Below are 14196 nucleotides of genomic sequence, written 5' to 3' on the forward strand. Positions count from 1 at the left end.
TTTATTTTTCTTTTACCACCTGTACCCAACCTTTGAACTCATGGATTCCTCCTTGATTGTCCACCGAAACCAATTCATAATAATATGTCCCTTCGGCTTGTCCGGTTGCATCCCAGTTGTTGGCGTAAGCAGTCCTTTCAAAAACATTGTCCCCAAATCTATTGAAAATCTTTATTTTATTGCTCACAAATGTTTCAATTCCTCGAATTTCAAAGCGATCGTTCTTGTTATCGCCATTGGGGGTGATCACATTTGGGATAAAAAAAGGATGGATGACATTGACCAATTCGGCGACATTGTTGTGAGGGTTGACATCTGTTTCGGCTGCAGAAACCTCCACCAAATTGGTTGTGGTGCGGACATTGGTCCCATTCAAAGGATTTGACTTTACCTTTACGGCCAAAATAAGCTTGGCATCGGTGGGAAAACCAACTGCCTTCCAAGTGATTTTATTCCCTGCGAACGAAGGATTGCTCAGTTCAATATTGGATTTATTTTCCAAAACGGAACTACTCAAATATGTGACTCCAGCAGGCAGGTAATTGGTAATGGCTACTCCCGTGGCCTTCAATGCCCCATCGTTGCTGATTTCAATCTGGTATTCAAAAACATCGCCCTCCCAAAGTTCAACTTTGTTGGAAGTCAGGATCACGGAAAGATCGGATTGGTCATTTTTCAAACTGAAAGTGACGAAAGCCACTTTTTGGTTATCTGGATTCCCAGCTTCGCGCAATACGTATGTCAAACGATACTTTCTTGCTTCATTCATTTCAGGAATGAGGCTGATTTCTCCTTTTTCATTGAGCAGCAAACCAATCACGTCATCCAAGTCGGTAAATTCAAAATCCACTTCTTTGGGATTGGCTGTATTTCCGTCAAACAGGTCATTGGAAAGGATGTTTCCAAGAAGTCCACCATAGCTTCTGTCAAACTCTCCCAAGTCAATGTCATTGGCGAGAATTTCTTTTACGGGAGGTCTTTCCTGGCACCTGATCCCGAAGTCAATATCGAAACGCACAAGCTCTTTGGCCGAAAGTTGGATTGCAAAAATACTTTCTTTGGTCGGACCGCAATCGATGATCGGGCCATCTTCCTCTTCCATAGCCAAAATCCTTTTCCCAAAATTCGGAATGATTTTGACCTTTCCGGAAAAACCCATTTTTTCGGAAGCCGCGGAAAGATGGGCATCCATTTCAAGCCTTACCTGATATTCACCAGATTCGGTTGGTTGGTCAATGTAATGTCCCAAATAATCGATTTCAACTTCTCTTGAATAGCCGTTTGGTCCAGTAATAAATATATTTGCGCTTTTTTGATTTCCCAAACCGGCCTTGTTCAGTTCGCCGATATTTTCCGTGCCTTCGTAGCTGCCATCACCATTCAGGTCTATCCATTCCCAGTTTTCGAAATCCACATATCCATTTTGGTCAGGGATATTTTGGGTGATTTTCCCATCCTCATTGGCATCAAACCATTCGTCTTGAATGCCATTGCCATTGAAATCGTACCAAACAAAATTCCCGATAACGGATTGGGAGGTATTTGAATACCCAAAGTTCTTTGTTTGGTGGTCACAAGACTTGATTTCGGCAATAAACGTGTTGGATTCCACTGCATACAAAGCTTTGCTGTGGTTCAGGTTCGCATCTCCTATTTGGAGCAAATACTTGCCTGCTGCCAGGTTCATGAAATAATATTTGCCCTCCGCATTGGTGACCTGCATCTGAACTCCACCAGAAACACCATCCTGTGGAACCAACAAAACAGGAATGCCTTTCAAGGATTTACCAGTGTTTTCAATGAAAACCATGCCTTCGATTCTTGTGGGGTTTTGGCAGTTTGAGGATGTATGGGTATTGGACTGTTCATTTACGGCTTGTGCCGATAAGGAATGGGTCGAAAAAATAAACATGAAAAGCAATAACAAAAGTCCCGGAGTTGACTTTGAAAAAAATGATGTTTTATCATTTGCCTTGAAGTTGACATCTAGATAAATATTTTTCATCATTCAGGGTATTTCTTTTGGTAGTATTTTAAAATCAGTTGTTCAAAACCGCTTAAAACTTGTTTGATGTCCCAGAATGGAATCTCTAATGCCTCAAGGAATTTATTATGTCGTAAAAATACACATTTTTGCTTTTCATAAACAAATTTTTCCGTGATAATATTCCTATTAAATGCGTTTTTTAAGTTTTGAAATTGATTTTTGTGTATATATTTTGAAAAAATACGGGAGATGCCCATTCAAAAATAAAAAAAGGGCCGATTAGCCCTTCTTGATTTTGATTAACTTTTCATTTTTGATTTTTTTGAGATATTCTTTGATCAATCTCAACCTGTAATTATCTCCCAAAATCCCTTGGGGAATAATCCTATCCAAACTCCACTGCATATTAAATTGTATTGGTTACAATCTAATAAACGTCCTGAGGGATATATGGTTTAAAATTCAAGCAGGTGAATTCAACCCGAAATATGGATTGGCCTTTCTAATAGGGCTTGAATCTGCAGGAAAATCAGACTATTTGGAGATTAAGGCCTAGTACCCATGTAGCGAAGTCTAAACAGCAAACAAAGACTGATTATGGGGCAGTTTTCGGATGGGATAGAATTGGCCATGCATAAGCCTGGGTCGACCAATCTTGGCTTGTTTTATTGCAATGGGAAAAAGCACTGGAACCTTACCCTTCTAGAAAGTTTTGAGGTAATCCTTTTTGTAAACCAAAGGCGTTACGCCCATTTTGTCTTTGAAAAGCTTGTTGAAATTGGACAGGGTGTTGAATCCGCTTTCATAGCCCACCTCACTGATATTCAGATCCTGCTCGTGTAAGAGTTTACAGGCGTGACTGATGCGGACATCGGTCAAAAAATCCGAAAAGGATTTGTTCATTCTGGAGGTAAAATACCGGCTAAAGGAACTTACTGTCATGTTGGCAAGCGAGGACACTTCTTCCAAGCGTATTTTTTGTTGGAAATTGTCCATCACAAATTCATACACCTGGCTCATGCGGTCCTTTTCGGATTCCTTGTTGAGATTGGCATAATCTGCCTGGACAATTGGGAAACAATCCGTTGAATGTGCCAGGGTTTCCAGTATCCTGAGCAACTGAATAATGCTTTCAATTCCTTTGCGTTTCACCAGATCCTTCATCATCTGCTGCAGCATAAGGTTGGTCTTGCCCACAACCTCCAAACCGCGAGAAGCTTTCTGCAACATCAGCTTGATCGCCTCAAATTCTTCTTTGGTCTGGAATGCGTTCCCCATAAATTCTTCGGGAAAATAAACCACGATCCCGTGGGTGCTCAAGCCATTTGACTTGTCAAAAAACTCCTGGTCATTTCTCCATAAATGCGGCAAATTGGGTCCTGAGAAAACCATGTCTCCGGCCTTAAAAGGCTTCATGATGTCCCCAACAAACCGGATCCCTTTTCCTTCCAAAACCAAAAACAATTGATACTCTTGGTGGAAGTGCCAGTTTTTGTCGAAAAAGGGTGCGAAAAGCTCTTTGACCACAAAAGCCTTGTTGTCTGGAATTCTCGATTTTTTAAGTGGCTGCTTCATTATTCATACAATTATGCTATTATTAAACCCGAAAACAAAAATAAATGACAAAATACAGTCAGAATTAGATAAAAAACAGTGAGAATGAAAAATCATTAATGTCCAAATTAGTCTTTCAAATCAATACTGAATTCCAATGCCCAAAAGCCTAAACACAATGAGAACAATAGGATTGCTCATCTTCTCCATTTTCCTGCTTTTGGGATGTGGGGGAAAGTCAAAAAAGTGGGGGTTATCCTCAGATCCCAGGAGAGTGGAAATTCTTTTCCTGGGTCATGAAAGCAAGCACCACGATTCTGAAAAACTGATGCCGATGTTGGCCATTCCCTTGTTCCAAAAGGGAATCAACCTGACCTATACCGCGGATCCAAATGACTTAAACGAGGAGAACCTCAATAAGTATGATGGCATCATGATCTACGCCAACCACGATGAAATCACCAAAGAGCAGGAAAAAGCCCTGAAGGATTTTGTGGAAGGTGGCAAAGCAATGGTTCCGATCCATAGCGCCTCATTCTGTTTCCGCAATTCGGAATGGTTTGTCGAGGCTGTTGGGGGCCAATTCAAATCCCACGGCACGGGGGATTTTACCGTCGACATTGTGGACAATTCTCATCCCGTCATCAAGGGGATCAACGAATTTTCGACTTGGGATGAAACCTATGTTCATTCCCAATTGAATCCGGACATGACTGTATTGATGGAAAGAGTCGATGGGGAGCATCGCGAACCCTGGACTTGGGTGAGAAACCAAGGCAAAGGCAGGGTTTTCTACACTGCTTATGGTCATGATGAGCGCACTTGGTCCCAAGTGGAATTTCACAACTTGGTGGCAAATGGCGTATTGTGGGCCGTAGGCGATAAAGTGGCCAAACAAGTGGCGGACTATGCCATTCCTACCCCTGTTTTTGAGGATGCGGACATTCCAAATTACGAGAAAAGAGATCCTGCACCTAGATTTCAACTTCCCCTTTCACCAGAGGAATCCATGAAACTTGTTCAGGTTCCAGTAGATTTTGAACTTCAATTGTTTGCTTCAGAGCCAGATATTGTAAATCCCATGGCCATTGCCTGGGATGATCAAGGAAGATTATACGTAATAGAAACCGAGGATTATCCAAATGAAGTCCGCAAGGAAGGCGGAAATGACCGCATCAAAATCCTGGAAGACACCAACGGTGATGGCAAAGCAGACAAAATCACGGTCTTTGCTGAAGGATTAAATATCCCTACCAGTATGGTATTTGTCAACGGCGGCATCATGATTTCCATGGCCCCTGATTTTATTTTTCTCAAGGACACCAATGGTGATGGAAAAGCAGATCTTAGGGAAGTTGTGATCACCGGATGGGGAAAAAGTGATACCCATGCAGGACCATCTAACCTGAAATATGGCATCGACAACAAAATCTGGGGAGTCTTGGGCTACTCCGGTTTCAAAGGTGAAATCGATGGAAAAGAATTCTCATTTGGTCAAGGGTTGTACAATTTTGAACCCGACGGGAAAAACTTTGAATTCCTTGGTTCTACCAGCAACAATACATGGGGTTTGGGCTTTACCGAAGAGTTCAATGTCTTTATCTCCACGGCAAACGGCCAGCACAGTGCCTATTTGGCCATGCCCAACAAGCATGTCCGCAGGTCCATTCATGGCGGATCCAACAATGCAATTCATGGAATAGACACCCATTATGATATGCCGCACCTGACACCTTATCTCCGTCAGGTGGATTGGCATGGTAGTTATACCGCAGCCGCGGGCCATAATTTTTACACGGCCAGAAGCTTTCCCAAATCTTATTGGAACAGGGTGGCATTTGTGGCCGAGCCAACAGGAAGGGTGTTGCACAATGCGATCATCGAGAAAGATGGTTCGGGATTCAAGGAAAAAAATGGCTTCAACATTCTGGCAAGTTCCGACGAATGGTTTTCTCCCGTACACGCCGAAGTGGGGCCTGACGGCGCACTTTGGATTGCCGATTGGTACAATTTCATCATTCAGCACAATCCTACCCCAAAAGGCTTTGACAATGGAGAAGGAAATGCCTACATCAATCCCCTTCGGGATGCCAAGCATGGAAGAATCTATCGTTTGGTTTACAAAGGTGCAGACGATTATAAACCGATCACAATAGACAAAGACAAGAACAAGGAAATCATTGCCGGATTGAAAAGCGACAATATGTTTTGGAGATTGGTCGCTCAACGGACGATCGTGGAAAACCAAAACAAAAGCATCATCAATGATCTTTTCAAACTGATCGAAGATAAAAAAGTGGATGAAATCGGCTTGAATAGCCCTGCTGTTCATGCTTTGTGGTCCCTGCATGGATTGGGTGCATTGGATGGTTCCAACAAGGATGCGATCCGAATCGTCACCACTGCATTGAAACACCCAGCTGCAGGTGTTAGAAAAAATGCCATTGCTGTTTTGCCAAAAACGGAAGAAAGTTTGAAAGCCATCATCGACGCAGGTTTGTTGAAGGACAAGGATTTGAACACCAGAAAAACAGCTTTCTTGGCAGTTGCGGATTCTCCTACTTCCCCAGATGCTGGCAAACTTCTTTACCAAGCGAGTATGGAGGAAGACAATGGCAAGGACAAATATTTGCCACAAGCCATATTTTCCGCCGTCCTTACGCATCCGGTCTCCTTTGAAGAAAATTTCGGTTCCCTCGTTTCCATGGATAAGCCGGATTCTTTGTGGTCCCTGAATGAGAAGCTCTCCAAAAGCCTTACTGCCGAAGAATACAATTTGGACAGAAGGTCTGCGATTGCGTTTCCACCGGATGTAACCGGAAAAGAAATCCAGATCAGGGTGACCTTGAGCAAGTCGGAAAATGACCTCCAAGGGATTATTGTCGCCCAAGGCGGAAAAGATAATGGGTACAGCCTTTATGTAGAAAACAAGGCGATCCATTGGCTTGTCAAGCAAGGTGGTAAAAGCTTCAAGATTTCCTCTTCCAAAAATCTCCCCCAGGAAAAATTCCTGATCAACGCCAGTTTATTGGAGGATGGCACCATGGAACTTAAGATCAACGGAAACCAAGTTGCAAAAGGGAAAGCCACAGGACTATTTGTGACCGCTTTCCAACCAGCAGCCGTACGGGTTGGACAAGACAACATGGGAGACAACCAGGTTGGTGAATATCCAAAACCGTTCTGGTTCAATGGCAGACTGGACCGAAACAGTTATTTGGGGCTTAAAAATCCTTCCTTTGAAACCCTTGCACAAAACGGGAAATCCGGTGCAATTGCAGCCACGGAAACCTCAAAAGGTGCCGTGATCATCAAAATGGGTGTGATTCCGCATGAAATGAAATTTGACAAACCGACATTCACCGTTAAGGCCGGACAACAAGTCACCCTTGATTTCGAGAACAAAGATTTTATGCAACACAATTTTGTCCTCGCCATGCCCGGCACAATGGAGAAAGTCGGGAAAGCAGCGGATGAACTTGCCAGAGATCCAAAGGGAATGGAACAGAGTTTTATCCCAAAAATGCCCGAAATCATCATTGCATCCAAACTCATCAATCCGGAAGGAAGTGAATCCTTGGTCTTCATCGCCCCAAGCAAACCCGGGGATTATCCCTACATCTGTACCGTACCGGGGCACTGGAGAATCATGAATGGGATAATGAAAGTGGAATAAAATCAAAATAGCCAAACATGTCTTTAAATATCAGATTGGGTGTAAGCACCTGGCTTTGGACATCTCCTTTCCAAACGGAAACGATATCCCTCTTTGCCAAAATAAAAAAAATGGGCTATGATGCGGTAGAAATACCTGTGGAAGATCCGGCCTTGATTGACGTAATAAAAATAAGGGAGGCTCTTGAAGCCAATGGTTTGGAAGCGATCATCTGTGGGGCTTTTGGCCCTACCAGGGATCTCACACATGACGATCCTGCTTTCCACCAAGTCAGCTTTGATTACATCCAAAAATGTTTGGAAATCAGCGCAGAATTGGGCTCAAGCTTTGTGGCCGGACCAATGTATTCCGCAGTGGGAAAAGCCCGGTCGGTTTCTCCGGAACAAAGGAAGATAGAATGGAACCGAGCCGCAGAGAACCTGTATAAGGTATGCCAAATGGCAGCAGCCCTGGGACAGGAAATTGCTTTGGAACCCTTGAACCGTTTTGAAAGTGACCTGATCAACAACACAAAGGACTTGATGCGGCTGATCGGTGACATCAATCACCCAGCAGCAAAGGTCTTGCTGGATGGTTTTCACATGAACATCGAAGAACCTGACATGGAAATGGCCTTTCGACAGGCGGGGAATAAACTCCTCCACGTTCAGGTTTCCGAAAACCACAGGGGAACGCCTGGTCAGGGACAAACCCGATGGGATTCCATCAAGCGAGGCTTGGAAGCAATCGATTATCAGGGAGTGGTCTCCATCGAAAGTTTCACTCCTTCCGTCAAGGAATTGGCGGGAGCAGTCTGCATTTGGAAGCCACTGGCAGAAAGCCAGGATGCCTTTGCTTCAGACGGCATCCAATTCCTGAAGCAATGGGCCAAAGACTGAAATAAAGTCCACGAGCGTAATTTCAATTCTTAGTTGAACAATAAACCAAATTTACCATGACTCAAAAAAAAATCAACATCGCTATCATAGGATTGGGTTTCGGCGCTGAATTTATCCCGATTTATCAAAAGCATCCCTTGGCAAACATGTATGCCATCTGCCAGAGAAGCCAAAGCAAATTGGATGAAATCGGGGATGCATTTGGCATCGAAAAAAGATATACGGATTATGATGAATTGTTAAAGGATCCGGAAATCGATGCAGTTCATATCAATACGCCTATTCAATCCCATGCAGAACAAGCCTTGAAAGCGCTCCGTGCCGGAAAGCACGTGGCCTGTACAGTTCCCATGGCGACCACCGTGGAGGAATGCCGCCAGATCGTGGAGGAAACCGAGCGAACAGGATTGACCTACATGATGATGGAAACCGTCATCTACAGCAGGGAATTCCTATTTGTGAAGGAAATGTATGAAAAGGGAGAATTGGGAAAAATCCAATTTCTCAGAGCCAGCCATCAGCAGGAAATGGCGGGATGGCCTGGATACTGGGAAGGCCTTCCGCCCATGCATTATGCCACGCATTGTGTGGGTCCTGTTTTGGCTTTGCCAAAAGCGCAGGCAGAATATGTGTCTTGTTTTGGTTCGGGCAGGATCGATGAAAACCTTATCGAAAAATATGGGTCTCCTTTTGCAGTGGAAACTTGCCACATCAAACTGAAGGATTCTGATCTTTCCGCTGAGGTGACACGCTCACTTTTCAACACTGCAAGACAGTACAGAGAGAGTTTCGATGTCTATGGCTCCAAAAAATCATTCGAATGGACGCTTGTGGAGCATGAACAAAGTGTGGTCCATACCGGAGAGGTTCCTTCAAAAGTGACCATTCCTGATTATGGCCATTTATTGCCTGAGGAAATTGCTTCCTTTACCACTGCAGGGGTGTACGATTCGGATGATAATCAGCATTTGTCCTTTATCCAAGGCTCAGGTCATGGAGGGTCGCATCCACATTTGGTAAATGAGTTTTTGAATGCGCTTCATCTTCAAAAATCCCCATATCCGAATGCACGACAATCCGCAAACATCACTTGTGTGGGTATATTGGCGCATGAGTCGGCCATGAAGGGTGGCGAAATCCTTCACCTTCCGGATTTTACCATTGAAGAAAAATAGGGATTGTATTCTAATCTTTGAAATTCCTTTTGGATAAAAAATCAACAACATTAACTAAACCACCAACCAAAAACGAACAAAACCGCTTTTATCGGCGGTTTTGTTATTTATGCAATCTTAAGTTTCAGTTCTCCTTTTCGCTTGATGATTTTCAGGTCAAAGTATTCGTTGATGAACGCCTTGCAGTGATTTTCAGACCATTCTGCCCGAGAGTCCGTGTCAAAAAGCAGGGTCATTCTCAGCATCGTCTTTACATATTGTTCATGCTTGCCCAATTCTTTCACCCATTCCATCAACTGTTTGGACCAATCTTCCTGAAATTTTTCGAAATGTGACCTTCCGTCGAACAACAATTCCAATTGGTTGGAACCGTACTTGTAGCGATAAATCCCGGAGAGTTGGCAATAGATTACGCGCAATCTGTCTTTTGGAAAATCGTAGGCATCAAGGATCTGTGCATACGTTTCATCCATCAGTCCCAAAGAATTGTAAAGAAAGGTGTAGGATTTTTTCAATTCAAAAGCCATGGAATCCATGAGATTATCTTCTAAAACAGTCTGTGCTTGTCTTAAAATGTAATTCTTGTCTAATGGAAAGAGTTTCTGAATCATTTGATAAACAAATATTACGCAAAATAGTGGTTTGCGCTAGATAATTAAAACTTTTTGCCAAATATAAAATCAAAAACCAGAGTTGAACCTTGAGAAAATTTCAATTATCAAAAAATGGAGCACTCTCGGGCTATTTAAGAAATCCCGGGAATGCGCCACTTATAATACAAGAAGTTTAATTTTTAGCGTGAGAGACGAAAGGTAAGACATGGAAATGAGGAAGAGAAGGAATCTCTTTTATCGACCGGTTCCACTCTTAATCGTCTGTCCAAAGAAAATCGCATTCATAAACAATCTGTTTGTCCCAAACCAGAATGCCCTGAAATTCGGATTGTCCACAAAACCGATTACCCGGCCATTTCCTTGGGAGGATACCCGGATAGATGCCGAACGCTTCATTTGTTCCAAATTGTAGGGATAAACGTAACCACTTGCCAAGGGACTATCGGTATAAACCTGTGGATTTGCATAAGGATTCTCAGATGGAAGGAGGAATTGGTTGCCACTTCTGAAAGTAAACATTTCGGTTTTTTCATAGCCATACCCGATCGGGTGGGTAATATCCAATTTCACATTGAATATGGCACCACCAGTTCCTTTTGCACCTGAAGCATTGTCAAATTCCGCATAATTTTTTTGAAGGACTTCCACCTTTTCGGATTCTTGCTTAAACTTAAATTCCGCAACTTCATTTTGGTCCAGCCAGCTCATGGCGTATCCCCTGGCGATCAAGGTTCCTCCGGCCCTTACCCACTGTTTCACTTTGTCCGCACCGGTTTTTCCCAAGGAAGCATAGTTTCCATTGGGCATCACAATGACATTGTATCGGCCAAGATCCGCTCCGTTGAAGCGATCTATGGGCAATAAGGTGATGGGCATTTCATACCGCTGATCCAATAAATGCCAGATTTCACCAGCCTCACTGCTGGCCACTCCGCCATCCACCAAAAGTGCAATACTTGGTTTGGTCAGGACATCCATGCTTGGAGATCCGACATTGACGCCATTTGTATAGCCGGTATTCAAGGCAAAAATTTCAATCCCAGAAGTCTCGGCGGCTTTGACCATGTCATTGAAAAAGACCTCATCAGAAACAGTGGATTGGCCTTTGGCCAAGAAAATGCTCCCGCGCTTCAGGGTTTTGGCATTGGGGAGGATGACTTCTTCGTGGCTGACCCTTACCTGATAGCCTTTTTCCAAGAGTGCATAAGCTGCTTTCGGAGCATAGTATTCTGCCCACTCAAAAACATAGGCATATGCCCCAGCTTCTCCGGTAACCTTTCCTTTTGGAAGCTTCAGGGACTTGTCCACCTGCTCGACATTGGCCAAGTTCAATATCCTGCTGCTCAATTCCATGAAATCCAGGTTGAATGCCATCGGCATGGTCCAAGCGGATACATCGTAAAATAAGCTGTCTTGAAAATTTGTCCGGGTTTCAAACAATCCTTTGATCAACTTATATTGTGGTTGGTTCAAGGGAACGATGAAGGATTTTTCTTTTTTGAATTCCACCCCATTGATGGTAATATCTTCTTTAAGGCTGAAAAGATCGATGTCATGCTGGAGTACCATATCCGCCAGATGGAATGTTTTCCCCCCATCGTCTTTTGACCCAAAAATATAGGCCTTGTTGGTATCCAGATCATACTCCTTCTTTGCATCCCTGTAGAAATCCCGCATGTAGGTATTCATCTCAACCCGCATGTCTTTTGCCGCTTCAAATGAGGACAATGTCGTGGTAAATTGGTTGCGGATCGTGAAGGCAAAGGTCAAGGGACCATAAATGCTTTCCTGCAAATGTCCCCTTGAGGAGGCTTGTTCGAACAGGATGCCGATAGACCCCTGGATGTCGGGATAAGTGGACCCTTTGCCGAAATAAAAATCATCAAAGCTTTCTTGGCTGTAATAAAGTGATCCAATTTTGTCAAGATATCTGGCGTGGTATTGCCCGATTTTTTCCGTCAGCTCAAAATTTTTCTTGGGTGTCAGCGGATGGTTCCGGCTGGGTATTCCCGGCTGAAAGAAAAAGGTGCTGTTGGTCCCCATTTCGTGAAAATCTAAATGGAGATTTGGGGTCCACTCCTGCACTTTTGCCACCCGGTTTCGGGATTCGGGATGCTGGACAGGCAGCCAATCCCTGTTCAAGTCGAACCAGTAATGATTGGTTCTTCCTCTTGGCCAAGGCTCGTTCAATTCCCTGTTGTTGGGATCACCATTCATGTGGTAGCTTCTGTTGGAGTTTACCCAAGAGGCAAATCGGTTCACACCATCTGGGTTCAAGGCTGGATCCAAAAGCAAAACCACATTTTCCAAATCTGCCGCCACCTCATTTGCAGCTGCAAAATGGTAAACGGAGAGCAGGGCGGCATTTACAGCGCTGGGCTCATTGCCATGAACAGAATATCCTGCATAGATGACCACAGGCATGGTTGCGAGGGCAACATTTGCTGCAGGATTTCGGAGTTTTTTTCTCTCCGATTTGATGGCATCAATTTTCCCGAGATTTGCAGGAGAAGTGATGGTCAATAAAACCTGTTGGCGTTTTTCATAAGTTTTTCCAATCTCCTCAAGCGTAACCCGGTCGGATGCAGTCGCTACGGCCTGCATGTACATCAAAACTTGATCGTAGGAGGCATGCCATTCCCCCACTTCAAATCCAAGGACAGACTCAGGAGTCGGAATGGCAGGATTATACGTGTAGCCCTCTGGAAGATAGTATTTCAATTCGACGTTTTGTGCCTCGGCCTTTAGCGCCAAGACAACGATGAGTAGGGTGAAACAAATCCGCTTTATCATATCTCTATTCATTTATGCATTCAAAATCAACCAAAACTGATCAATAAAATCAGTTAATCATGAATAATTGGTTTGGAAGGTCAAAAAACTTGACCGAGTTCCATCAAATTCCCTTTTGCCTTTTTTTGCGATCCCCGGTTATTTTCCGTTGTTTTACTCCCATGCTGATTTCACGTTGGCGCAACAAACTGTTCCCCCAATGGATTCAACAAACATCCGGGGCAGGAATGTTCAGCAATAGAAAAACAACAACACTTAAAAACGAAAACGATGTTTGGATTGGGAATTATTGGACTTGCCATTTACGCCTTCACAATTTATGATGTCATCACCAGTGGCTTCGGGACCGGAAACGATAAAATCGTCTGGATTTTGGTGGTGATATTTTTGCCTTTTTTGGGTACGATTCTGTGGTTTCTTTTCGGTCGTAAAAACAGGATCTGATTTAACCCGGAATGTGCATTGGGTTTCCTGACGGGCTTTAACTGCAAGGAAATCAACCTATTTGAAGAACAAGGTATTTTACCAATCAGGTGAAATCAAAAATGCATGCCTTTTATTGGTTATTAATCAATTTCCGACTGGAGGAGAATTGGTCATGTACCACACGGGTTTAATCTTTGCTGTATGTCTTTTCCAAGGCTTCGGCAAGGTTTGGATATTGGAAATTGAATCCGGCTTCTTGGATTTTCCTGGAGGAAACCCGATTTCCACCAATCACCATTTGGGCCATTTCCCCCAACAGAAGTTTCAATCCAAATGCAGGAACGCCGATTCCCAAAAAGGGTTTCCCAATCTTCTTGGCTGCTTTCTGGGTCAAATCCCGATTGGTCACCGGTTTTGGCGCAACGGCATTGTAAATCCCTTTCAAACTTTCATTCTCAACGGCAAAAACGAACATTTTGGCCAAATCCTCTACCTGTATCCAGCTCATCCATTGTGTCCCTTTTCCCAGAGGAGCTGCAACGGGAGGGCCCATCATTTCCTTCAAGGCACCGCCTCCACTGTCGAGAACAATCCCAATCCGAAGCAAAACAGTTCTGATGCCTAAATCGGCTACTTTTTTTGACGAATCCTCCCAAGCAATGACCACCTGGGCTAAAAAATCGGTGCCTGCAGGAGCTTCTTCATCCACCAGTTGCTCTCCGGTGTCAAAGCCATAATAACCAACGGCGCTGGCAGAGACAAAGGATTCAGGTTTTTTATCGGATTTTTCGATGGCCCGAAAAAGCAGCTCCGAGGAATGGGTTCGGCTTTGCAGGATAGCCTTTTTCCTTTCGGTGGTCCATCTTTTGTCCGCTACACCTTCTCCCGCCAAGTGAATAATGCCATCCGCCCAGCGTATGGCTTTTTCATCCAATGTTCCAGCCTCCACATCCCAAGCAAAGGATTTTTGACTGTTTTTTGACGGTGTCCTGCTCAACCAAGCGACTTGGTGTCCATTTTTTTCCAATAATTTGGTGATTTTCTTCCCTATGAGTCCGGAGCCTCCGGTAATGAGTATATTTTTCATGAAGTT

Annotated in this window: 9 protein-coding genes; 4 read left to right on the forward strand and 5 right to left on the reverse strand. The window is 43.8% G+C overall.

Annotated elements, in window-relative coordinates:
* Position 1 precedes the first annotated feature (1 nt).
* Both Q7J63_RS08065 and Q7J63_RS08070 read right to left on the reverse strand, forming a co-directional pair.
* Positions 2 to 2008 carry a gliding motility-associated C-terminal domain-containing protein gene (locus Q7J63_RS08065; protein WP_304885272.1) on the reverse strand — a complete coding sequence of 669 codons (2007 nt, stop codon included), beginning with the start codon at positions 2006 to 2008 and terminating at the stop codon, positions 2 to 4.
* 681 nt (positions 2009 to 2689) lie between these two features.
* Entirely contained in the window at positions 2690 to 3562 is an 873-nt protein-coding gene (locus Q7J63_RS08070) for an AraC family transcriptional regulator (protein ID WP_304885273.1), read from the reverse strand.
* Between the two features lie 157 nt (positions 3563 to 3719).
* Here Q7J63_RS08070 and Q7J63_RS08075 point away from each other — a divergent pair, with 157 nt between their 5' ends.
* The 3 genes from Q7J63_RS08075 to Q7J63_RS08085 are packed head-to-tail and all read left to right on the forward strand — an operon-like array spanning position 3720 to position 9270.
* Positions 3720 to 7217, forward strand: coding sequence for a PVC-type heme-binding CxxCH protein (locus Q7J63_RS08075; protein ID WP_304885275.1), 3498 nt, complete (start codon positions 3720 to 3722; stop codon positions 7215 to 7217).
* A gap of 17 nt (positions 7218 to 7234) precedes the next feature.
* Positions 7235 to 8095 (forward strand): sugar phosphate isomerase/epimerase, encoded by an 861-nt coding sequence (locus tag Q7J63_RS08080; RefSeq protein WP_022582182.1) that lies wholly within the window; start codon positions 7235 to 7237, stop codon positions 8093 to 8095.
* 56 nt (positions 8096 to 8151) lie between these two features.
* Positions 8152 to 9270 carry a Gfo/Idh/MocA family protein gene (locus Q7J63_RS08085; protein ID WP_304885278.1) on the forward strand — a complete coding sequence of 373 codons (1119 nt, stop codon included), beginning with the start codon at positions 8152 to 8154 and terminating at the stop codon, positions 9268 to 9270.
* A gap of 107 nt (positions 9271 to 9377) precedes the next feature.
* On the opposite strand, the gene Q7J63_RS08090 is transcribed toward Q7J63_RS08085, so the two are convergent.
* Both Q7J63_RS08090 and Q7J63_RS08095 read right to left on the reverse strand, forming a co-directional pair.
* Entirely contained in the window at positions 9378 to 9881 is a 504-nt protein-coding gene (locus Q7J63_RS08090; protein ID WP_019596154.1) for a hypothetical protein, read from the reverse strand.
* Positions 9882 to 10118: 237 nt separating this feature from the next.
* Positions 10119 to 12677, reverse strand: a complete 2559-nt coding sequence (locus tag Q7J63_RS08095; RefSeq protein ID WP_304885282.1) for a M14 family metallopeptidase — start codon at positions 12675 to 12677, stop codon at positions 10119 to 10121.
* A 270-nt stretch (positions 12678 to 12947) separates the two neighbouring features.
* Between Q7J63_RS08095 and Q7J63_RS08100 the strand changes: the two genes are divergently transcribed.
* Entirely contained in the window at positions 12948 to 13121 is a 174-nt protein-coding gene (locus Q7J63_RS08100; RefSeq protein ID WP_081624967.1) for a PLDc N-terminal domain-containing protein, read from the forward strand.
* Positions 13122 to 13290: 169 nt separating this feature from the next.
* Here Q7J63_RS08100 and Q7J63_RS08105 read toward each other — a convergent pair whose 3' ends face one another.
* Positions 13291 to 14190, reverse strand: coding sequence for a TIGR01777 family oxidoreductase (locus tag Q7J63_RS08105; protein WP_019596151.1), 900 nt, complete (start codon positions 14188 to 14190; stop codon positions 13291 to 13293).
* Positions 14191 to 14196 lie beyond the last annotated feature (6 nt).

The sequence above is a fragment of the Rhodonellum sp. genome (assembly GCF_030656585.1).
Lineage (GTDB): Bacteria > Bacteroidota > Bacteroidia > Cytophagales > Cyclobacteriaceae > Rhodonellum > Rhodonellum psychrophilum.

Coding starts and splice junctions, on each gene's coding strand:
- Q7J63_RS08065 (WP_304885272.1), bottom strand. CDS start 2,008: ATGATGAAAAATATTTATCTAGATGTCAACTTCAAGGCAAATGATAAA.
- Q7J63_RS08070 (WP_304885273.1), bottom strand. CDS start 3,562: ATGAAGCAGCCACTTAAAAAATCGAGAATTCCAGACAACAAGGCTTTT.
- Q7J63_RS08075 (WP_304885275.1), top strand. CDS start 3,720: ATGAGAACAATAGGATTGCTCATCTTCTCCATTTTCCTGCTTTTGGGA.
- Q7J63_RS08080 (WP_022582182.1), top strand. CDS start 7,235: ATGTCTTTAAATATCAGATTGGGTGTAAGCACCTGGCTTTGGACATCT.
- Q7J63_RS08085 (WP_304885278.1), top strand. CDS start 8,152: ATGACTCAAAAAAAAATCAACATCGCTATCATAGGATTGGGTTTCGGC.
- Q7J63_RS08090 (WP_019596154.1), bottom strand. CDS start 9,881: ATGATTCAGAAACTCTTTCCATTAGACAAGAATTACATTTTAAGACAA.
- Q7J63_RS08095 (WP_304885282.1), bottom strand. CDS start 12,677: ATGATAAAGCGGATTTGTTTCACCCTACTCATCGTTGTCTTGGCGCTA.
- Q7J63_RS08100 (WP_081624967.1), top strand. CDS start 12,948: ATGTTTGGATTGGGAATTATTGGACTTGCCATTTACGCCTTCACAATT.
- Q7J63_RS08105 (WP_019596151.1), bottom strand. CDS start 14,190: ATGAAAAATATACTCATTACCGGAGGCTCCGGACTCATAGGGAAGAAA.